Source organism: Olleya sp. Ti.3.14 (assembly GCF_038154885.1).
Taxonomy (GTDB): Bacteria; Bacteroidota; Bacteroidia; order Flavobacteriales; family Flavobacteriaceae; genus Olleya.
Genome location: NZ_JBAKAO010000006.1, coordinates 60,252 through 82,651, shown reverse-complemented (window position 1 = coordinate 82,651; position 22,400 = coordinate 60,252). Strand labels below are relative to the sequence as shown.

At 31.9% G+C, this 22,400-nt stretch carries 20 protein-coding genes; 13 read left to right on the top strand and 7 right to left on the bottom strand.

Annotated features, from left to right (window positions below):
- The first annotated feature begins 5 nt into the window (after positions 1-5).
- The 3 genes from V6251_RS09795 to V6251_RS09785 all read left to right on the top strand — a co-directional run bounded on the left by V6251_RS09795 (position 6) and on the right by V6251_RS09785 (position 1,474).
- Positions 6-341 carry a hypothetical protein gene (locus tag V6251_RS09795; RefSeq protein WP_341588079.1) on the top strand — a complete coding sequence of 112 codons (336 nt, stop codon included), beginning with the start codon at positions 6-8 and terminating at the stop codon, positions 339-341.
- Positions 342-659: 318 nt separating this feature from the next.
- Positions 660-1,214 carry a sigma-70 family RNA polymerase sigma factor gene (locus V6251_RS09790; RefSeq protein WP_145002810.1) on the top strand — a complete coding sequence of 185 codons (555 nt, stop codon included), beginning with the start codon at positions 660-662 and terminating at the stop codon, positions 1,212-1,214.
- An 8-nt stretch (positions 1,215-1,222) separates the two neighbouring features.
- On the top strand, positions 1,223-1,474 hold the full coding sequence (locus V6251_RS09785; protein ID WP_341588078.1) for a glycine dehydrogenase: 252 nt from the start codon (positions 1,223-1,225) through the stop codon (positions 1,472-1,474).
- Here the strand turns inward: V6251_RS09785 and V6251_RS09780 are convergent.
- On the bottom strand, positions 1,457-2,284 hold the full coding sequence (locus V6251_RS09780; protein ID WP_341588077.1) for a hypothetical protein: 828 nt from the start codon (positions 2,282-2,284) through the stop codon (positions 1,457-1,459). The two genes, V6251_RS09785 and V6251_RS09780, sit on opposite strands and share 18 nt — an antisense overlap.
- Before the next feature lie 162 nt (positions 2,285-2,446).
- Here V6251_RS09780 and gcvP point away from each other — a divergent pair, with 162 nt between their 5' ends.
- The 4 genes from gcvP (at position 2,447) to V6251_RS09760 (ending at position 7,945) form a co-directional block, all read left to right on the top strand.
- Positions 2,447-5,299 (top strand): aminomethyl-transferring glycine dehydrogenase, encoded by a 2,853-nt coding sequence (gene gcvP, locus V6251_RS09775; protein ID WP_341588076.1) that lies wholly within the window; start codon positions 2,447-2,449, stop codon positions 5,297-5,299.
- Positions 5,300-5,393: 94 nt separating this feature from the next.
- On the top strand, positions 5,394-6,452 hold the full coding sequence (locus V6251_RS09770; RefSeq protein WP_339808360.1) for a 3-oxoacyl-ACP synthase III family protein: 1,059 nt from the start codon (positions 5,394-5,396) through the stop codon (positions 6,450-6,452).
- Between the two features lie 39 nt (positions 6,453-6,491).
- On the top strand, positions 6,492-7,013 hold the full coding sequence (locus tag V6251_RS09765) for a methyltransferase (protein ID WP_341588075.1): 522 nt from the start codon (positions 6,492-6,494) through the stop codon (positions 7,011-7,013).
- Between the two features lie 83 nt (positions 7,014-7,096).
- The gene (locus V6251_RS09760) at positions 7,097-7,945 is read left to right on the top strand and encodes a glycosyltransferase family 2 protein (RefSeq protein WP_341588074.1); all 849 of its coding nucleotides are present in this window, start codon (positions 7,097-7,099) and stop codon (positions 7,943-7,945) included.
- On the opposite strand, the gene V6251_RS09755 is transcribed toward V6251_RS09760, so the two are convergent.
- From V6251_RS09755 to V6251_RS09740, 4 genes are all read right to left on the bottom strand, one after another.
- Complete coding sequence (locus tag V6251_RS09755) at positions 7,942-8,748, bottom strand: DNA/RNA non-specific endonuclease (protein WP_341588073.1); 807 nt, start codon at positions 8,746-8,748, stop codon at positions 7,942-7,944. The genes V6251_RS09760 and V6251_RS09755 overlap by 4 nt on opposite strands.
- Positions 8,748-11,714 (bottom strand): T9SS type A sorting domain-containing protein, encoded by a 2,967-nt coding sequence (locus tag V6251_RS09750; protein ID WP_341588072.1) that lies wholly within the window; start codon positions 11,712-11,714, stop codon positions 8,748-8,750. Before V6251_RS09750 ends, V6251_RS09755 begins: the two co-directional genes overlap by 1 nt.
- Before the next feature lie 194 nt (positions 11,715-11,908).
- The gene (locus tag V6251_RS09745; protein WP_341588071.1) at positions 11,909-12,613 is read right to left on the bottom strand and encodes a hypothetical protein; all 705 of its coding nucleotides are present in this window, start codon (positions 12,611-12,613) and stop codon (positions 11,909-11,911) included.
- A gap of 256 nt (positions 12,614-12,869) precedes the next feature.
- Positions 12,870-15,506 carry a valine--tRNA ligase gene (locus V6251_RS09740; protein WP_341588070.1) on the bottom strand — a complete coding sequence of 879 codons (2,637 nt, stop codon included), beginning with the start codon at positions 15,504-15,506 and terminating at the stop codon, positions 12,870-12,872.
- Positions 15,507-15,691: 185 nt separating this feature from the next.
- Here V6251_RS09740 and V6251_RS09735 point away from each other — a divergent pair, with 185 nt between their 5' ends.
- Positions 15,692-16,117 (top strand): DUF1573 domain-containing protein, encoded by a 426-nt coding sequence (locus tag V6251_RS09735; RefSeq protein ID WP_341588069.1) that lies wholly within the window; start codon positions 15,692-15,694, stop codon positions 16,115-16,117.
- A gap of 58 nt (positions 16,118-16,175) precedes the next feature.
- On the opposite strand, the gene V6251_RS09730 is transcribed toward V6251_RS09735, so the two are convergent.
- Positions 16,176-17,513 carry an aspartyl protease family protein gene (locus V6251_RS09730; RefSeq protein WP_341588068.1) on the bottom strand — a complete coding sequence of 446 codons (1,338 nt, stop codon included), beginning with the start codon at positions 17,511-17,513 and terminating at the stop codon, positions 16,176-16,178.
- 127 nt (positions 17,514-17,640) lie between these two features.
- Between V6251_RS09730 and V6251_RS09725 the strand changes: the two genes are divergently transcribed.
- The 4 genes from V6251_RS09725 to V6251_RS09710 are packed head-to-tail and all read left to right on the top strand — an operon-like array spanning position 17,641 to position 21,236.
- A complete protein-coding gene (locus tag V6251_RS09725; protein WP_145002840.1) occupies positions 17,641-18,831 on the top strand; it encodes a pyridoxal phosphate-dependent aminotransferase in 1,191 nt (396 codons plus the stop codon).
- The gene (murB, locus tag V6251_RS09720; protein ID WP_341588067.1) at positions 18,831-19,844 is read left to right on the top strand and encodes a UDP-N-acetylmuramate dehydrogenase; all 1,014 of its coding nucleotides are present in this window, start codon (positions 18,831-18,833) and stop codon (positions 19,842-19,844) included. The genes V6251_RS09725 and murB overlap by 1 nt, the downstream gene beginning before the upstream one ends.
- A gap of 56 nt (positions 19,845-19,900) precedes the next feature.
- Entirely contained in the window at positions 19,901-20,431 is a 531-nt protein-coding gene (locus V6251_RS09715; RefSeq protein ID WP_028283724.1) for an RNA polymerase sigma factor, read from the top strand.
- A gap of 7 nt (positions 20,432-20,438) precedes the next feature.
- On the top strand, positions 20,439-21,236 hold the full coding sequence (locus V6251_RS09710) for an anti-sigma factor (protein WP_292949999.1): 798 nt from the start codon (positions 20,439-20,441) through the stop codon (positions 21,234-21,236).
- Between the two features lie 67 nt (positions 21,237-21,303).
- Here V6251_RS09710 and aqpZ read toward each other — a convergent pair whose 3' ends face one another.
- Positions 21,304-21,993, bottom strand: a complete 690-nt coding sequence (gene aqpZ, locus V6251_RS09705; RefSeq protein WP_341588066.1) for an aquaporin Z — start codon at positions 21,991-21,993, stop codon at positions 21,304-21,306.
- A 201-nt stretch (positions 21,994-22,194) separates the two neighbouring features.
- On the opposite strand from aqpZ, the gene V6251_RS09700 reads away from it, so the two are divergent.
- Positions 22,195-22,398 carry a hypothetical protein gene (locus tag V6251_RS09700; RefSeq protein ID WP_028283727.1) on the top strand — a complete coding sequence of 68 codons (204 nt, stop codon included), beginning with the start codon at positions 22,195-22,197 and terminating at the stop codon, positions 22,396-22,398.
- The last annotated feature ends 2 nt before the right edge of the window (positions 22,399-22,400 follow it).

Below are 22,400 nucleotides of genomic sequence, written 5' to 3'. Positions count from 1 at the left end.
TTGCAATGAAAAATCTATATACTATTAATAGTTGGGCGTTTATAATTTGTGTTTTGATAAGCTTTACTATTTATGGAGCAATAATAGCATTACCCATATTAGGCATTATTCAAATTATTATAAGTGTAAAAATTGGAATTAATTTTAAACAACTACCTAAGTCAATTAAAATATCAAGCTTTATCTATTTGCTTAGCGTCGTAATTGCACTAATTTTCATCAAATTAATAGTATTAAATCAATTACTAATCTTTTTTATTTGGTCACTAATGGCTATCATATTGGCTGGATTTCATTTAGCAATAACACATTTTATTTCAAAATATAGTACCACAGAATAGTCAATACATTTTAAAATTTAAAAGGCAATTATAATAAAACTATCTCTTTTAGCACGACCAAAAATGCATAGCAAAATAAGTTAGAATAGTAGATTTTTAAAATTAGACAAAAGAAGAATACATGTTTTGGAGTAAAGCTAATATTATTCATTTTGACTATTCCTCACCTTTTTAAACAAACTATTATATCGGTTCTTTCAACCCTTTGCTATCCAGTTTACATATCAAAGTTTTAGGTATTCCATTATTTAGATGTAAAAAAACGTAATTACTTAATTGTAATTTTAGTATTTTTAGCCCGAAAAAGAAATCTTAAACATGTCAGATCACACAATTAATCCTAATAAATGGATAGATTTATACAGCGACTACCTCTTTAATTACACTATTACACGTGTAAATGACAGAGCAATAGCGCAAGACTTAGTTTCTGACACTTTTCTAGCTGGTCTAAAAAGCATGAAAAACTTTAAAGGAGAAGCTAGTGAGCGTACTTGGCTAGTATCTATTTTAAAAAGAAAAGTTATTGACCATTACCGTAAATCAAATTCTAATAAAGGTAAAGCTGAAGTTAGAATGTCTTACAATTCTGATAGCGAAACAGAAGGCGATTGGTTAGAAGAACGCGTTGCAGATCCTTTTGATAAAACTGCAGAAGACCAAATAGAAAATACTGAATTAGCCAGCGCAATTGATGATTGCCTGTCTAAATTACCAAAAAAACAAGCTCAAATATTTGAAATGAAAACCATTTTAAATTATGAAACCGAAACAATTTGTAATGAATTAGAAATAACTGCGTCTAATCTTTGGGTAATAATCCACAGAGCAAGAACTGCTATGGCAGGTTGTTTAGAAAAAAATTGGTTTTAATTATGTTTATGAAAAAATTTATGATTTCTTGTGAGGAATCAGGACATATCTGCGATAAAGCTCAGTATCACGAAGCTACTATTTTAGAAAAAGTGAAGTTTAAATTTCACACATTTATGTGTGTAGTTTGTAGACAGCACTCTAAAAACAATACTAAGCTTACTAATTTAATTAATAATTTAAAAGGTGAACATTTAACATCTTCTGAAAAAAAAGAGCTTAAATCTTCTTTTGACAAAGAATTACAGAAGCATAAGTAACATCCAAAATATGGGTAAGGCTTCTACCCAAAACGATGTATAATATGCATTTCTATCTTCATTAGCAAAATAGATAAATACACACAATATTATACTTATCACACACTGAAACAACAATCCAGTTGCATCAATATTATCTTTAAAATATTCTACAAAATAAAACAGTAGTACTAACACATAACCTAACCGTTTAGTATTTTTTACACCTATTTTTTGTGGTATAGTCGCTAATTTTAAGCTGTCATAGTTTAAATCTCTAATCTCAAAAGACAACATTAATGCAATAACTAGAATAAAATTTTGGATTATTGTAATAATAGCATCTTGATTAAATACTCCATTGCTATCTAATAGTGGTAAGACTACCGTAACACCACTCCAGACCAAAGCAATAACATACACTTTTAAACCACTTATATCTCTTAAGTTTTGTTGCGTATCTAAATACCATTTTTTTGGTAAAATAGGTATGGCGTATAAAAATGTAACAACACCAAAACCTAAAATTAACAAGACAGTGTTTTGTTTTAATTGCAACCCAAAATACAACATCAAACTAAAGCATATAAAAGAGAACAGTTGTATAACTTTTAACCAATTAGCCAAACTACGATGGTGCCATTTAGCAATACCAAAATATTTTACAAAATTATAACCAGTTATAGTGGCAAAAAAATTAAAATAAAGGATGGTAGCGTCATAATTTATGTTCAACTTTTTTAAAGTAATCCAACTTAACGCATAGACTGCTAAAGCAACATGAATGCTACTATTTATGTAAAAATCTAAAAGCTGTTTTAGGACCTTCATTAGACAAAAATAATTAATCTGTTAATAAAGCAGCCGATTAGTTGAAAACTTTCAATTTTTAACAAAATTTTACTATTAGTTTTCGTTAATTTTGCAAACATTAAAAAACAACTATATTTTTTCTCAAACCTTGTAAAAAAGGTTAATAACAACACAACACAAATGAACACAAACGCATTCGCATTACGTCACATTGGTCCAAGAGAAAATGATCAAAAACTAATGCTTCAAACAGTAAACGCAGATACCATTGAACAATTAATATCTGAGACTGTTCCTGCTCCAATTCGTCTTGAAAAAGACTTACAGCTAGATGAAGCTATGACAGAATATGAGTATTCAAATCATATCAATAACCTGTCTAAACTTAACAAAACTTACAAAACCTATATTGGTTTAGGATACCATCCAACTATTCTACCTGCTGTTATACAACGTAACATACTAGAAAATCCAGGTTGGTATACTGCTTACACGCCTTACCAAGCCGAGATTGCTCAAGGTCGTCTAGAAGCATTACTAAATTTCCAAACTATGGTTACTGACCTAACTGGAATGGAGTTAGCAAATGCGTCTTTATTAGACGAAAGTACTGCTGCTGCAGAAGCAATGAGCTTACTATTTGCTGTTAGAAAACGTGATCAAAAAAAAGCTGGTGTTTCTAAATTTTTTGTTAGCGATACTATTTTACCTCAAACCCTATCTTTATTACAAACACGTGCTACTCCAATTGGTGTAGAGTTAGTAATAGGTGATGAAACTACGTTTGATTTTTCTACAGACTTTTTTGGAGCAATACTACAGTATCCAGGTAAAGATGGACAAATTACAGACATCAAAACCTTTATAGAAAAAGCTAACGCAAATAACATTAAAGTAGCAGTTGCTGCAGACATTTTAAGCTTAGTAAAATTAGAAGCTCCTGGTAAATTTGGTGCAGATGTTGTCGTTGGTACTACACAACGCTTTGGTATCCCAATGGGTTATGGAGGACCACATGCAGCTTATTTTGCTACAAAAGAGGCTTACAAACGTGATATTCCTGGACGTATTATTGGTGTAACCAAAGATGCAAATGGTAACAGAGCTTTACGTATGGCTTTACAAACCAGAGAGCAACACATTAAACGTGACAAAGCAACCTCTAACATTTGTACAGCCCAAGTATTATTAGCAGTTATGGCTGGTATGTATGCTGTGTATCATGGACCAAAAGGGTTAACTTTTATTGCAAATCAAGTACATAATGCAACGTCAACATTAGCCAATGCCTTAACTAAAATGGGTATTGAGCAATTAAATACTTCATTTTTTGATACACTTCAAGTTAAAGCTAACGCTTCAGCTGTAAAAACAATTGCAGAAAAGCACGAGGTTAACTTCTATTATCCTAATGACAATACGGTTACAATCTCAATCAACGAGACAACTTCTGTTAAAGATATCAATCAAATTATAACAATTTTCGCTGAAGCGGAAACAAAGCCGACTACAACAATCGATAGTTTTACAGAAGCAAACAATATACAAAACAGCATACAACGTCAATCTGAGTTTTTAACTTTAGACGTATTTAACACGCATCATTCTGAAACAGAATTAATGCGTTACATAAAAGGTTTAGAGCGTAAGGATTTAGCCTTAAACCACTCCATGATTTCACTTGGATCTTGCACAATGAAGCTTAATGCTGCTTCAGAGATGTTACCATTAAGTTCTCCAAATTGGGGAAGCATCCATCCATTTGTTCCTTTAAATCAAGCTGAAGGTTACCAACAAATGCTAAAAGCATTAGAAGATCAATTAACTGAAATCACTGGTTTTGCAGGTACCTCTTTACAACCTAACTCTGGAGCTCAAGGTGAGTATGCTGGATTAATGGTTATTAGAGCGTATCACGAATCTAGAAACGATCATCACAGAAACATCTGTTTAATACCAAGTTCTGCTCACGGAACCAATCCTGCAAGTGCAGTAATGGCTGGAATGAAAGTTGTCGTTACTAAAGCTGATGAAGATGGTAATATTGATGTAGATGATTTACGCGAAAAAGCAGAATTACATAAAGACAATCTAGCTGCTTTAATGGTAACTTACCCATCTACTCATGGTGTTTATGAGTCTGGAATTAAAGCTATCACAAAATTAATACACGATAATGGTGGTCAAGTCTATATGGATGGAGCCAACATGAATGCTCAAGTTGGATTAACTAATCCTGGAAATATTGGCGCAGACGTTTGTCACTTAAACTTACACAAAACCTTCGCTATTCCTCATGGTGGTGGTGGACCTGGTGTTGGACCAATTTGTGTTGCTAAACAATTAGTGCCATTTTTACCTGGTAATCCTATTATAAAAACTGGTGGTGACCAAGCAATAACTGCTATCTCTGCTGCTCCTTTTGGATCTGCTTTAGCATGTTTAATATCTTATGGTTACATAAAAATGTTAGGTGCTGAAGGATTGAAAAAATCAACCGAAATAGCTATACTTAACGCCAATTATATCAAACACAGACTACAAGGTGCTTTTGAAACTTTATACTCTGGAGAACAAGGTCGTGCTGCACATGAGATGATTATAGATTGTCGTCCATTTAAAGAGCATGGTATTGAAGTTGTCGATATTGCAAAACGTTTAATGGACTATGGTTTTCATGCTCCAACTGTATCTTTTCCGGTTGCAGGAACTATGATGATTGAACCTACAGAAAGTGAAAGTAAAGCAGAAATGGATCGTTTTTGTGACGCTATGATTTCTATTAGAAAAGAAATTGATGCTGCAACTAAGGATGACGATAATAATCCTTTAAAAAATGCACCTCATACATTAGCTATGTTAACAAGTGACGAATGGTTATTACCATACACTCGTCAGAAAGCTGCTTATCCATTGGATTACGTGGTAGACAACAAGTTTTGGCCTTCTGTACGTCGTGTGGACGATGCTTATGGAGACCGAAATTTAATATGTACTTGTGCTCCAATTGAAGCTTATATGGATGCTAACTAAACGTTGAACATCGTAAATAATTAACCAATAAAATTGCCTTTAGTTTTTAACTGCTTATCTTAGCAGTTAAACAATTAAAGGCAATCCTTTTTTTATGAATATTAAGATTATTGGAACAGGAAGTTACATTCCAAGTACTATTGAAAAAAATGAAGATTTTTATAATCATGAGTTTTTAAATGCTGATGGTTCTAAAATAAATAGCACAAATGAGGTTATCGTAGATAAATTCAAAGCCATTACTGGTATTGAAGAAAGACGCTACATAAAATCAGAATTATTAAACTCTGACATTGCATTTTATGCAGCCGAAAAAGCAATTGCTGATGCTAAAATCGACAAAGAAACTTTAGACTATATTATTGTTGCCCACAATTATGGTGACATAAAACACAATACAGAACAAAGTGACACTGTCCCTAGTATAGCCTCACGCGTAAAACATTTATTACAAATTAAAAACCCTAAATGTGTGGGTTACGACCTACTATTTGGATGTCCAGGTTGGATAGAAGGTGTCATACAAGCCAATGCTTTTATTAAATCAGGAATAGCAAAACGCTGTTTAGTTATTGGTACGGAAACATTATCTCGCGTTGTAGATAAACATGACAGAGACTCCATGATTTATAGTGATGGCTCTGGAGCTGTAATTGTCGAAGAAACCAATGACGATAGCGGAATTATTGCACACGAGTCTGCTACTTATGCGTTAGATGAAGCTCATTTTATCTTTTTTGGAGAAACTAATAATTTAGAATCTACTAGTCAACGTAGATACATTAAAATGTATGGTCGTAAAATTTACGAATTCGCTTTAACTAACGTGCCTTTAGCTTTAAAATCATGTTTAGAAAAAAGTGGCTACAACATAAATGATGTTAAAAAAATATTGATACATCAAGCTAATGAAAAAATGGACGAAGCTATCGTAAAACGTTTTTACAAGCTACACGACATGAAAATGCCAGAAGGCATTATGCCAATGAGTATTAATACTTTAGGTAATTCTAGCGTAGCAACAGTACCTACTTTGTACGATTTAATTTTAAAAGGTAAACTAAAAGACCAAGAGATTAATAAAGGTGATGTTATCCTTTTTGCTAGTGTTGGTGCTGGTATGAATATTAATGCTATAGTTTACAAACAATAAAACGTCTGCATTTTATTATAAAACTAAATCATTTTTTTTGTGTACGAACAAACTTTTCCGCATAAACGCTTTAAACTAACGTATCAATTTTTAGAAAAACATATTTCTAAATCTGAAACAATTTTAGACTTAGGAGTAGAAAACCCATTTACTAAAATATTAAAAGACAATAATTACAATGTTGAAAACACCAAAGGTGAAGATTTAGATTTTGATGTTTCAAGTATCAAAAACTCTGAAACCACAGTCGTTACAGCTTTTGAAATTTTTGAACATTTATTAAACCCCTTTACTATTTTACAAAGTATAAAAGCAGACAAATTAGTAATTAGCGTGCCACTTAAATTATGGTTTTCTTCGGCTTACCGAAGCAAAACAGACCCTTGGGATAGGCATTATCACGAGTTTGAAGATTGGCAATTAGATTGGTTATTAGAAAAAACAGGTTGGAAAATTATTGACAGACAAAAATGGACTAATCCCACCAAAAAAATTGGAATCAGACCTATTTTAAGATGGTTTACACCTAGATATTATATTATTTATGCTGAAAGATCTTAAGCAAATCTAGTCATTGCGAACATAGTGAAGCAATCTTTTCATTAAATTAAAATCATTTAACTTTGAATTTTAACTACTAAACCTTGAATTTCAGTATAATCATTCCTGCACATAACGAAGCTTCATCAATTGGATTAACACTACAATCTTTAGTTAGTCAGACATTGCTGCCCAAGCAAATTGTAGTGGTTAATGATAATTCCACAGATAACACAAAAACTATTGTAGAAGACTTTCAGAAACAACACGATTGCATCATTTTAGTTAATGTTACCTCATCAAACCAACACTTGCCAGGTACTAAAATAATCAATGCCTTTTATAAAGGCTATGAGATTGCAAATAAAAATTATGATGTGATTTGTAAATTTGATGCCGATTTAATTTTTCCTTTAAATTATTTAGAAACATTAGCCTTTCATTTTAATAAAGATTCATCTATTGGGATGGTTGCTGGCTATTGTTATATTGAAAAAAATAATGATTGGGTTTTAGAATCTATTACTGGTAAAGATCACATAAGAGGAGCACTTAAAGCTTACCGAAAAGATTGTTTTGAAGCCATAGGACAATTAAAAAAATCTATGGGTTGGGATACTATTGACGAGCTTTTAGCAAAGTACAACAACTGGTCTATTGTCTTAGATAAAAGTTTACATGTTAAGCATTTAAAACCTACAGGAGCTAGCTACAATAAAGGTGCAAAACACCTGCAAGGCGAAGCCATGTATAAAATGCGTTATGGTTTTACACTGACGTTAATTACTGCTTTAAAAATGAGTGTAAAAAAGAAAAGCTTTAGATACTTTAAAGATTATATTGTTGGGTATTTAAAAGCCACAAGTAACAAACCTGAGCGCTTAATTACTAAGGTTGAAGGACGGTTTGTTAGAGATCTAAGATGGAAAGGTGTAAAGCAAAAATTATTTTAAAAGCTCCATCCTTTATAACTGCTGGATGCTTCTAGCCTATCTTCAATAGCATCATCTAATTCTGAAAAGAAATCAATACCAGTTAATTGTTCTATATGATCTACAGAGGTTACAAATTTATATAAAGGTTGTTCAGACTCTAGGTGTGGTAATAAAAAAGCAATCACTTTGGTAGTTCCATTATTATTGTCAATTAATACTTTATAAAACTGATTAGGAATAGACACCTCTTCCTCTCCTATTGTTTTTAATCCATTTTCTAAAACACCTCCTGTAACTACAAAAACACCATCGTACTTACTAGCCCAATAACGTGTTTTTTGTTCTAATCTATTCCAAACTCCTGCATTAAAATCGTGATTTTGAGGAGCGATATTACTAGTCAAAAAAGTTTCGTCATGTGCTTCTTGGCTATATTTTCTGTCTCCTGCTGGACAAAGGTGTCCACGATCGTAACCTGACTTTTTATAATTACGCCAATGTGCAGCACCTGTTTTTACAGCATGATCAACTTCAAAATAAGGACGTTTATAATCCGCATTACTTAAATGAGATTTTTTTAACTCGTAAGCTACCCATTCTGCTTGTTCATGTGGCTCGCTATAACTTAAACTATAACCATTATGGTGTATAATTTGTCCTGTCGTGCTTGTTGGTAAAAAGTACTCGTTTGTATTGGTTTTTACTGTTGTACCTTGTATTACAGTGTCTATTTTATCTTTGGAATCTAAATAATTATTTACACCATACGATGCTATAATTACTAAAGCTGTTAATATAGAATACTTAGTTTTATTAGACATTAACGTTTAATAAATTTAAGATTAACCAACTGTCCATTAGCCTTTGTGATTTTAGCAATATATACTCCTGAGTTTATATTAGACAAATCAACTTCCTGAGATTCAATAGAATTTATAGTTTTAACATTTTGACCTAATAGGTTAAATACATTTATATTTTTAATACTATTCAGGTTTTCAATATCTTTAAATACTAAAGCTTTTTTAGAACTATCAAAGTAAACTAAAGACTGTGTGGTTATAAAATCTTCGGTAGATAAAGTTTCTGATGATTGATATACAATAGAGAATCTAGACTCATCAACACCTGACACTAAATTTAATGTTACAGGATTAGATTTAATATCGTATAACGTATTAGTTTGATTATCTTTTAAATAGATTTTCTGATTTGTTGGAAAGTTCAAAGTTTCACTAATTTCAAAAGTAAAATTACCTGAATTTGAAATATCAATTCCTAAAGGAATCTCATCTGAAACATCAAAAGTATTTAGACCTTGAATACTTAATCTTTGATCAGGAATAACCCAATATAAGTCATTTGGTAAATCGTTAAACATTTTACTATCGTAACCTTTATCAAAATCTGTACTAGCATTAGTATCATAACCTAAAGCAATAGTAGACTCGTTATCATTATTATCTTTAAACTTAAGCCAAAACTTAATACGGTTATCCGCTAAAGCTGCCTGAGCAGATCTAAAAAAAGTAGTTTCACCTGCAGACTCTTTAGCAAAAACACGCTGATTATTATTAAAAGTAATCGTTCCTGAATTGGCAATCTTTACAAAAAAGCCTTGTGCTACAGCTACATTACTTGTTGGAGCACCTTTAGTTGTTGTACCTCCATTTGTTGGAGGAGCAGGACTACCTATAGACGTTAATAAATTATAAGTTGCATAACCACCTTTATAATTAGCTAAAATATGCGAATTATTAGATTCAAAATGCTCATAGAAATAAAGCGTACCATCTATTACAGATAAATTATCATTAATAAACTGGTCAGCATCCATTGCAGATGGATATGGGTTTCCTATTAAAATTTGATTTCCTCCTATTGCTGGCACATTGTAATCACCATCATTAGCTGTCCCTCTAAATACATAATTTTGATCCACAGATGGGAATGGAGATGGTGACACATTACCAGAACCTTTCATGATATAACCTGTTGTTGGGCTAAGAGGTGTGGTAGTTGAAATGTGATTCCATCCATAATAATTATCAATTAAATTATTAAAAGTATGCAACCAATAACTACTAATTTCTCCCGGAGAAGCTAATGGATTAGCATCATAACCTGATGTAAAACCTACAGGACCTGTTTCGGTTTCTAAAAAGCTTACTTGCCAACTACCACCTCTATTAACAGGAGCACTCCAATAATTGTAATTATACAAATTATAAGTTCCTTGCTGTCTAATTTTTAATTCACCAGAACCAGAGTTTAAGCTTGTACCTGTATGATTTTGTATTAGCTGAGCATCACCAATCAACTCAATTGTTCCTTGATTAACAATACCGTTTTCAACTTCTAATAAGACACCATCTTCAACTTGTAATGTAGCTCCTGATTGTACCTCAACCTCTTTTACAAAAGCGTCTGCTGTCAAAAAGGCTGTGCTACCTGACTTTACAACTAATTTAAAACATGAATCTGTATTGTTAGGTGCATTAGATGCTCCTGAACCATTATAGTAAGTTGAGCCATCCCAAACGATTTCATCTACATATTTAATAGTAAAATAATCTCCATCCGAAAAAGACACGCCTGCTGCTGTTGCTGCGTTACCGGAAACTGATAAATTATAAGTTGTAGGACTTCCAAAATTACTATCATTATCCACCACTAATTGTAATGTATTACATGTTATAGCACTTGCTATACTTGAAATATCAAATGACACTGAAACTGAACCTAAGTCACCTACCTTACTAACACGCCATTTAGAGTTTAATTGTTTTGTATAGGTAGTCGTTTCTGTTACTAGAGCGTAAGTTTGATCTTTAATCTCTTCTCCCCAAAATAAATATTCGTTATTTGACAAAGCTGAAGGCGTATTAATTCTAACTATTCCTGTTCCTCTAGAATCCGTATGGTTACTACCATCGCCAGCCTGTCCTATTCCTGCTACATTAAAATCAAAGTTTCCATTTACAGCGTTATCTTGAATATAAAAATCTACAGTACTACTTAAAGCTAAACCATATTTTGCTGTTAGGTAGTTTTGAATAATAACTCTTTCAGCAGAATTAATAACTTGATTAAAAATAATAACCTCTGTAAAATCACCTTGATGAGATTGACCTTCTGCATAATTAGCATCGACAGCATCTTGCTCTCCAGCTAATGATAAACTACCACCTGGAGTTATACTTGTACCATTATTATGACTGGTCGTTGTTTTTAAAACCCCATCTAAATATGAAGTTAATCCTAAACCTGTATTTATCCAACTCATGTCCACCATGTGCCAAGCACCATCATTAGCATCAATACTTAAACCTGTGTTGTTTGCACGATAGTACTGTAAATTACCACTATTAAATAATAAATAATCATTATCACGTCCCGCTGAATTGTAAGACAAAATACCATCACTTGAATCTGTGGTTTTATTAATATAGAACGTAGTAATTTGTGTAGAGGGAAAGTCTGTGAAGTTAGTTTTTCTTAAACGTCTATTTCCTGTTTCGAATCTAACAACATCATAACCATTTACAACATTAGTTTTTACAATTGGTCTAAAAGCTGGATCAGGTTGTGACAATGAGTTTGCATTTCCTGAGGCGTCATCCCAAGTTTCTAAAACTGTTCCATCTGCTAAAGAAAAACCATCTGGTTTTAACCATAACACTTGAGTTGTTGAATTACCAACACCTCCTGGACCTGTTTGAGAAAACAAATAAATGGGTAAAAATAATGCTACAAGCATTACTACTTTAAAAGGACTTTGAAACATGCTATTAATATTTAGGGACTGCTAAAGTATAAAAACAAGAAAACCGTTAAAAGCATTTAAGACTATGTTTAACATACATTTCGATAAAGCGTCTATTACATCGATGACTGAGGTTTTAACCACACTTCCAATATGTTAAAAGAAAAAAGCTACGTTAAAACGTAGCTTTTTATGTACAAACAAATAGACTAAATTTATTTATCGTCAGCGACTTTATTTAGCTTTTTTATTTCTTCATTATATTCTTCTCTAGCATCATCTACATCACCATCATCCATAATCTCTTCTTTATATTCTTCATTAGCTTTACGATTAATTTTGACATATTTATCAAAGGTTTCATTAATCTCTTCAACTAAATCATCATAAGCTTCATTTAACTCTTCTAAATTTCTGACATTACGTTTTTCCTTTCCGTTTTGTTCCTTAATATATTCGTTATATTCCTTTTGAACGTCTTCAATATCTTCAGTGATTTCTTCTGTTTTCATCCAATCTGGTCTTGTACTTTGAAGTGACGCAATTATAGATCCCATATTAGGTATCGCAGCAGATTTAGTATTAAAATCTGCACCTTCAATTTTTTTCATTTCAATGGAAAGCTTATTAAAGCCATCCCATCCACTAATCTGCATAGCGTTTACTTTAGTGTTTACAGATCTAGTGACAACATTACCTGTCTTGGTTGTTGCTGTATTACCATCAGACCTATTTTTATTATTAGCTACCAATTTATCCGAATTTGAATACATTGCATTTGAATTAGCTTCTAATGTCACTTCTTGATTAGTTTCTGAATCCGTAATATCTGATTGATTATTTTTTTTATCATCCATACAAGACGTGACTAGAAGTCCTGTTATTACGGTTAATCCGATTACATTTTTTAAATTTGTCATAATAATATTTTTGGTTTAATTCAAAGATATTAGACTTTCCATACACTAAATCACAAAAAATTATAAAATAAACATAAAAATGAAGATTAAATTAACATTAATTTAAATAAATTAACAAAACAAGACCTTTTAATAAAAAGAAATGTTAAATTTTAAGTTTTAATTGTGAATTATTCAAAAAATTAACAAACAATAATAAACAAAAAAGCCTTCCCAAACGGAAAGGCTTTTTACATATAAATATAATTTTAAACTACTACTTTAAACTAGCCAAGCTACTTTTTAATGTTTCTATTTTAGCTAAAGCATCTGCTTCTTTGTTACGCTCATTAGCAATTACTTGCTCTGGTGCACCAGCTACAAAACGCTCGTTAGACAGCTTTTTTTGTACAGACTTAAGAAAACCTTCTGTATACTTTAACTCTTCAGTTAACTTAACAATCTCTGCTTCTACATCTATTGCACCATCCATTGGAATAAAGTACTCGTTAGATTTTACTCTAAAGGTTAATGCGCCTTCAACAGGCTCTTTTACATAATCGATAGCTTCTAAATTACCTAATTTTGCAATTACAGTATCAAACGCTGTATTTGAGTTTTCATTATTTATAACTGAAAAACCAATCGCATCTTTAAAAGCGATGTTCTTTTCTTTTCTAACGGTTCTAATTCCAGAAATAACCTCTGAAGCAAATTCAAATTGTGCAATTAACTCCTTGTTTACTGGTTTAGCTTCAGGCCATTTTGCAACAATTAGCGCTTCTTCTGGAGTTCTTTCAGCAATATACTGCCAAATTTCTTCGGTTAAGAAAGGCATAAATGGATGCAATATTTTTAAGTTATCCTCAAAAATAGCCATCACTTTATTATATGTAGTTGCATCAATTGGTTGTTGATATGCTGGTTTTACAATCTCTAGTAACCATCCACAAAAATCGTCATATACTAGCTTATAAATAGCCATTAAAGCATCACTTAAACGGTATTTACTAAAGTGATCTTCAATTTCTAATAAAGCATCACTAAACTTAGACTGGTACCAATCTAAAGCAATTTTACTTGAGTCAGGTTGCGCTATTGTATCATTAACCTCCCATAAATTAGTTAAATTAAAGGCGTTCCAAACTTTGTTTCCAAACCCTTTTCCTTGTTGGCATAAAGTTTCATCAAACATTAAATCGTTTCCTGCAGCACTACTTAATAGTAACCCAACTCTAACACCATCTGCACTATACTCTTCAATTAATTTTAAAGCGTCTGGTGAGTTCCCAAGAGACTTACTCATCTTACGACGTTGTTTATCACGTACTAGACCTGTTAAGTATACATTGTTAAATGGTTTTTGGTCTTTATACTCATAACCTGCAATTATCATACGTGCAACCCAAAAGAATAAAATATCTGGTCCTGTTACTAAATCGTTAGTAGGATAGTAATATTTAATTTCTTCGTTTTCTGGATTACGGATACCATCAAAAACAGACATTGGCCATAACCAAGAGCTAAACCAAGTGTCTAGCGCGTCAGTATCTTGCTTTAAATCTATTGCCTTTAAATCTGCTCTTCCTGTTACTTTTTGTGCTTTTTCAACAGCTAATTCAATAGTTTCTGCAACTACAAAATCTTCTTTTCCATCGCCATAAAAATAAGCAGGAATTTGTTGTCCCCAAAGTAATTGACGTGAGATATTCCAATCACGAATATTCTCTAACCAATGACGATAGGTGTTTTCAAATTTCTTCGGAAATAATTTAATCTCAGCATCTTCTCCTAAAACAGCTTCGATTGCTGGCTTAACCAACTCTTCCATTTTTAAGAACCATTGGTCACTTAATCTTGGTTCAATAACTGCTTTTGTACGTTCTGAAGTCCCGACTTTATTCATATGCGTTTCAGTCTTCACTAGAACACCAATTGTTTCTAATTCCTTTGCTACATTTTTTCTAGCAACAAAACGATCTTGACCTTCAAATTGTAATCCAAAGCTATTTAATGTGGCATCTTCATGAAAGATATCAATAACTTCTAATTTGTGCTTATCTCCAAGATTCTTATCGTTTTCGTCATGTGCAGGTGTTACTTTTAAACACCCTGTTCCAAATTCGATATCAACATAGTCATCTTCGATTATAGGAATAACACGATTAGAAATTGGCACTATGGCTTTTTTTCCACGTAAGTGTGCAAACCTTTCGTCTTCTGGATTTATACAAATTGCTGTATCACCAAAAATAGTTTCAGGACGTGTTGTTGCGATAGTTAATGTATCGTCACTTCCTTCAATTTTGTAATTTATGTAATATAGGTTTCCTTGACGCTCTTCATGGATAACCTCCTCGTCAGATAGCGTAGTTTTTGCTTCAGGATCCCAGTTTACCATACGGTAACCTCTGTATATTAATCCTTTGTCATGTAGGTCCACAAACACTTTAATTACAGCTTCAGACATATCATCATCCATTGTAAACTTGGTACGATCCCAATCGCAAGAACATCCTAATTTTTTAAGTTGTTCAAGGATTACGCCTCCATATTCTTCTGTCCATTCCCAAGCATGTGCCAAAAACTGGTCCCTTGTCAGGTCATTTTTGTCAATACCTTGCTCTTTTAATTTGGCAACAACTTTAGCTTCAGTAGCAATTGACGCGTGATCTGTACCAGGAACCCAACACGCATTTTTACCTTGCAGGCGTGCACGACGTATCAAAACATCCTGAATAGTATTGTTAAGCATGTGTCCCATATGTAAGACTCCTGTTACGTTTGGAGGAGGTATTACAATTGTGTAAGGCTCTCTGTCGTCTGGTTCTGAATGAAAATAATTATTTTTCATCCAGTAGTCATACCACTTATTTTCTGCTTCAATAGCATTATATTTTGATGGAATTTGCATACTTTGGAATAGTTTTTGAAATATATCTTACAAAAGTACTTATATTTCTGTTTTTGTGAAATTATAACGATGAATAATGTATAGTTAAATATGTTATAAGTATTTGCAAGTATGCATTACATCTAATAACTTTGCAAAAGGAATAAAAAGTAATTAGATTTACAAACCAATAAAATCAAAATACAATGAAAAAATTATTTACAATATTATTTATCGGACTTATTAGTTTATCGATGAATGCTCAGGACAAAGTAGCAAAAATAGAGTTTAAAGATACGACTATAGACTACGGAACTATTAACAGAGGAGATAATGGTGTAAGAACTTTTGAGTTTACAAACACTGGTAATGCACCTTTAATTGTATCTAAAGTTAGCTCTAGCTGTGGATGTACTGTACCTAAAAAACCAGAAGCGCCAGTAATGCCTGGACAAACTGGAGAAATTGAAGTAAAATATGATACTAACAGAGTTATGCCTATTAGAAAAACAATTACTGTTTTATCTAATGCTGACACACCAACAGTATCTTTAAAAATAAAAGGAGAAGTTATTGATCCTTCTAAAACTAGTGTTTTAGAGAAAAAAGGAAAAAGCGTAATGGAGCAATAAACTCTCTATTTAAATCATATTTTAAAAGCCGAAACATATGTTTCGGCTTTTTTATGGTCTACTCTATGGGCGATTTTAATCTAAATTTAATTTCTTTTTCGTGACCATTTCTATTAACTAACAATTTAATTTGAGTACCTGATTTTTTATAAAAGTGATTAACAATACGATCTAGTGTTAAATCAAAAGTAATTTTATTATTTATTGTTAAAATAACATCACCTTTTTGGACTCCAGCCCAATAAGCAGGAGAGTTTTTGACAACATTATGCACTATAAATGTTGGTTTTAATGAAAAATTACGATTTGTCTTTACTACACTATTAACTGCAATGGAATTGGACTGTTCACTTCTAATATGAGCACTGTTTTCTTCAACATTAATCTCCATAACCACTCTTACACCATCGTGCTCTACTTGCAAACCACTTTTATTATAGCTAAACGCATCATGAAAAGTACTGTTTTTCTTGAAAGTAATTTTAGCGTTTGAATAATCAACTATTAAGTTGAAGCGTTTTAAAATTTCGCCACCAATAGTCCCATCTCTATCTTTAAATTTTTTAACTGCCTTTACAGTTACAGAATCAGGAAAAGCTACTTTAGGATATTTAATAGTAAAACGATTTAAGTTTAGCGCTTCTATTTTAGTTCTTTTACCAAAAACGTCTCCACTAAGTCCAGAACCTAAAAAATCTTCAAAATATTTATCGCTATGCTGCAAGCCTTTATCTTTATCCTCAAATAACCACAAGGCATCACTACCTCCAGAATCCATAAGTAGTTTTACTGGAACTAATTTATCTTTAATAGTTACGTTAGTATTTAAGTAAGGCCTATTATCTTTAAATTCTAAATCTAAAACTTCACATCTATTGCACCTTTTATACTTATAATGTTCAGGATTGTGTAACCTAATATATCTACCAGAATAATTAACCTCCACAACAAAATCCTTAAACAAATCATAGCCAATAATACCATCTATTGGTGTACCTAACTTAGGAGCCAAATTAATTCTGGAATCAAATACTGCAAACAATGTTTGATCAGTATTTATTACGTCTCCAATTTTAAAAGTATTATGACTAGATCTTAAAGCGTCAATGTAGTCTCCATCTCCAAGTCCCTTAATTTTAATTTTTTCTGAATTTAAAATTTTTAACGAGTCTGAACCTTTTATAAAATTGAAAAGAATTGGTTTGCTAACACCTGTATCAAGCAGAAATTTTAAAGTAATACCGTTAACCTCTACAGGAATAAGAATTATATTATTAATTAACTCAAACTCTATTTTTTGAGATTTAATTTTATCTATTAACTTGTAGTTACTTTGCGCATTAACACAAAAAGTAAAGATTAAAAAAAAATAAAATAATAGTTTATGTAAGCGCATCCATGGTATAATAAATTATGTCTTTAATAAAATTACAAATCTTTTAACTATAATCTCTTTTAAAAGGTCTTTTTTTAAAGAAACATTACAATTATTTTTTGCAAATTTGCAACCTAAACGATATGTAATGCCAAAAATTTCTCAAAAAGGGCAATCAATGCCACAGTCACCAATAAGAAAGTTAGTTCCTTTTGCTGAAAAAGCATATAAGATGGGAAAAACTGTTTATCATTTAAATATTGGGCAACCAGATATTAAAACACCACAAGCAGCTCTTGATGCAGTAAAAATGCATGGCTTAGATATATTAGCTTATACACGATCTGAAGGATCTGAAGAGTATCGTAAAAAAATCGCCAACTATTACCAAAAAAATGATATCCATGTAAAACATGACGATATTATTGTAACCACAGGTGGTAGTGAAGCATTACTTTTTGCTTTTGGAAGCATAATGGATGTTGATGACGAAGTGATTATTCCAGAACCTTTTTATGCAAATTACAATGGATTTTCAACTGCATCTGGTGTTAAGGTCGTACCTGTAATTTCTAAAATAGAAGACAATTTTGCCTTACCTGCAATTGAAGAGTTTGAAAAACTTATCACACCAAAAACTAAAGCAATATTAATCTGTAATCCAGGAAACCCAACAGGTTATTTATATTCAAAAGACGAAATAAAAAAATTAGCCGAAATAGTTAAAAAGCATGATTTGTTTTTAATAGCTGACGAGGTTTATCGTGAGTTTGCTTACGATGGAGCAAAACACTATTCCATATTACAAGAACAAGGTTTAGACGACCATGCAATAGTCATAGACTCTGTATCTAAACGTTACAGCATGTGTGGTGCAAGAATTGGTTGTTTAGTCTCTAAAAACAAAGAAGTTATCGCAACTGCATTAAAATTTGCACAAGCAAGATTAAGCCCTCCAACCTTGGCACAAATTGCTAGTGAAGCTGCTTTAGAAACACCTCAAAGTTATTTTGACGATGTTATTGAAGAGTACGTTGAAAGACGTAATGTGCTTATCGCAGAATTGCAAAAAATAGATGGTGTCCAAGTAGCTAATCCAAAAGGTGCTTTTTATTGTATCGCACAATTACCTATAAAAAATAGTGACGCTTTTGCACAATGGCTTTTAGAAGATTTTGATATTGATGGAGAAACCGTTATGGTCGCTCCTGCTGCAGGTTTTTACAGCACACCTGGAGTTGGATTAAATCAAATCCGTATTGCTTATGTATTAAATCAAGACAGTTTAAAAAAAGCAGTAAATATTATCAAACAAGCATTAAAAGTATATAAAGACTAGTGCAAATTTTAAACGACATATCTTTAAAACCTTATAATACTTTTGGCATAGATGTTAACGCTAAACAATTTGTAGCAGTTAGTACAGTCCAAGATTTAAGGTTTATCTATTCTAATTACAAAAACACCAATAAATTTATCCTTGGTGGTGGTAGCAATATGTTACTAACCAAACCTGTAGATGCTTTAGTGATACAATTAAATCTTAAAGGAAAAACTATTGTTGACACTACAGATAATCATGTATTAATAGAGTGTCAAGCTGGTGAAAACTGGCATGAATTTGTAGAATGGACACTAAAACAAGATTTTGGCGGTTTAGAAAATTTGTCTTTAATCCCTGGTAATGTTGGCTCAAGTCCGATACAAAATATTGGCGCTTATGGTGTAGAATTAAAAGATCATTTTTACTCTTGCAATGCTCTAAATCTAGACACTTTAAAAATAGAAACTTTTACTAAGCAGGACTGTGATTTTGGGTATAGACATTCAATATTTAAACAAGATGCAAAAGGAAAATATATAATAACAAGTGTGGTTTTTAAACTAACAACTAAAAACCACATTTTGCATACTAATTATGGTGCTATAACTACAGCGTTAGAAACCATGAATATTACCCAACCCACAATACAAGACATCTCCAAAGCAGTTATAGCTATTCGCGAAAGCAAATTACCAGACCCTAAAATTATTGGCAATTCTGGAAGTTTTTTTAAAAACCCTGTTATTTCAAAAGCTCAGTTCTTACAATTGCAAGATAACTTTAAAGAAGTGCCACACTATGTGATTTCTGAAAACGAAATAAAAATACCTGCTGGATGGTTAATTGAAACCGCAGGTTTTAAAGGAAAAACATTTGGTAATTATGGCGTACATAAAAAACAAGCCTTAGTACTAGTTAATTATGACGACGCTAAAGGAGAAGACATTTTAAACCTTTCAAAATTAATACAAAATACTATTTATCGTATCTTTAATATTTCAATTGAAGCTGAAGTAAATATCTTTTGACACAATATAAAATAACTTCAATTTAAATTAGTTAACTAACAACTACATACAATAGCTTGGAATTTTCTTTAGAAAAACATATTATAACACACCTTAAAAATGGCGATAAACAAGCCATTAATTTGTTATACGAAAATTATGCTGATGCATTATTTGGAGTCATAAAAAAAGTGATTTCGGATGACGACTTAGCGCAAGACGTGCTTCAAGAGACTTTAATAAAAGTTTGGAAAAAAGGTAAAAGTTATAATCCTGATAAAGCCAAATTATTCACTTGGCTATACCGCATTGCATATAACTCGGCAATCGATAAGATTAGATCTGTAAATAATAAATCTAATAAAGAAGTCCAAATCGAAGATTCAAACGTATATAAACTGACAACTAATAGTTTAAACGAGGATGTTTTAGATATTAAAAAGCATTTGAACACTTTAGACGAAAAGTATCAAATAGTTATAAACGCGCTCTTTTTTGAAGGAATGACGCAACAAGAAGCAAGCGAAGAATTAGACATACCGTTAGGTACAATAAAATCAAGATTAAAAATTGCGTTACGTGAATTGAAAAAAATTTACAACCCTTAATTGTAAAATGATGAATCAGAAAGTAAAAACATTTTTAGACACTGACTTATTAGACAGATATTTAATAGGTCTAACTACAGCTTCAGAAACTTTAGAGGTAGAGCATTACATATCAGAATACCCACAAGTTAAAAAAGCATTTCAAAAGCTTGAAGACAAGCTAGAATTTACTACGCAATTAAATGCAGTAAAAGCACCAAAATCTATTTTAGATAATGTTCTAGATACTTTAGACGATAAACCAGTAATAGCATTAAAACCAGAAAAATCAAAAAAATGGTATAGCTTAGCAATTGCTGCAAGTGTGGCTGCACTATTATTTGCAGGAAGCTCTGTTTATCTACTTAATCAAAACAATAATTTAGTAGATGAAAATCAAACTATCGCTGATGAAATCTTTGATTTAAGAAGTGATATTTCCAATAACAATAGTACTTTAAATAAAGTATTACAACAGTTTGAACAATTAAATAATCCTGAAACAGAAAAATATGTGTTAACAGGAAATACTAGAGCTAAAAACCTTAAAACTGTAGCTTACATTAATCCAGAAGAAAAAAAATCTATGATTGATGTAGTATCCTTACCTCAATTACCTGATGACAAAGTATATCAAATTTGGGCTAACTTACAAGATAAAATGGTTAACCTTGGTGTGCTAAGTGAAGCTGACAGACGCTTACAAGAAATACCATATACAGAAGACGCCTTAGGTTTAAGTATATCCATAGAACCTAAAGGAGGTAGTCAATTTAGATCAAATGACACACCTGTTGCAGAGATCTCGTTAAAGATTAACGACTAATTAGTTTTACTATATAAAAAAGCCTCATAACTATTATGAGGCTTTTTTTATGTCAAAATTTGACGATTTAATCCTTACTAAACAATGCTTTATGGATTAAACCAGCTACAATTGCACCTGCAATTGGTGCTAACCAAAACAACCATAGTTGCCCCATATATTCACCACCTTCGGCAAATAAAGCTTGACTAGTTGATCTTGCTGGATTAACAGACGTATTTGTTATAGGAATACTAATTAAATGAATTAAAGTTAAAGCTAAACCAATAGCAATACCTGCAAATCCTTTTGGTGCTTTAGGGTACGTACTTCCTAATATTATTAATAGAAAAAATAAGGTCAAAATAAACTCAGTCACCAAAGCAGACATCATGGAATAACCATCAGGAGACAAAGCGCCATAACCATTAGCAGCAAAACCACCTTGACCAGAAAATCCTGCTTTACCAGAAATAATATATAATAAAGCTGCAGCTGCTAAAATAGCTCCAGCTAATTGTGCAATAATGTAACCAGGCAGCTCCTTTGCAGGAAACTTACCACCAGCCCATAAACCTATAGATACCGCAGGATTAAAATGCGCTCCAGATACGTGACCAACAGCGTAAGCCATAGTTAATACGGATAATCCAAAAGCTAAAGCTACACCAACAAATCCAATACCTAAATCTGGATAACCAGCTGCAAAGACTGCACTACCACAACCTCCAAAAACTAACCAAAAAGTTCCAAAACATTCTGCCAATAATTTTTTCATAATCTAAATAATTAAAAGTTAAGGGTTTAAGGTATTTAAAAAAATCAAATCTTGGGTACTTATTTTTCGCTTGAATAAAAAATTCGATAAAAAACAACTTTAATAGATATAAAAAATAAAAACACTGTTAGAGGTTTTATAAAACCTTTACATTATTCTTTAAAATTTAGTATCTTTGTAGCCACAAAAAAGAAAAATAATTTGAAACTTTTACTACTTACATTAGGTCTTCTAGCATTAGGTTTTGCTGGAATAGCAATTAAAATATGGGCAAAAAAAGATGGTAAATTTGCTGGTACTTGTGCAAGTCAAAATCCTATGCTAAACACAACAGGAGAATCTTGCGGATTTTGCGGTAAAACTCCAGATCAGTTTGACAACTGCAACGAAACGCAACATTCTTAATA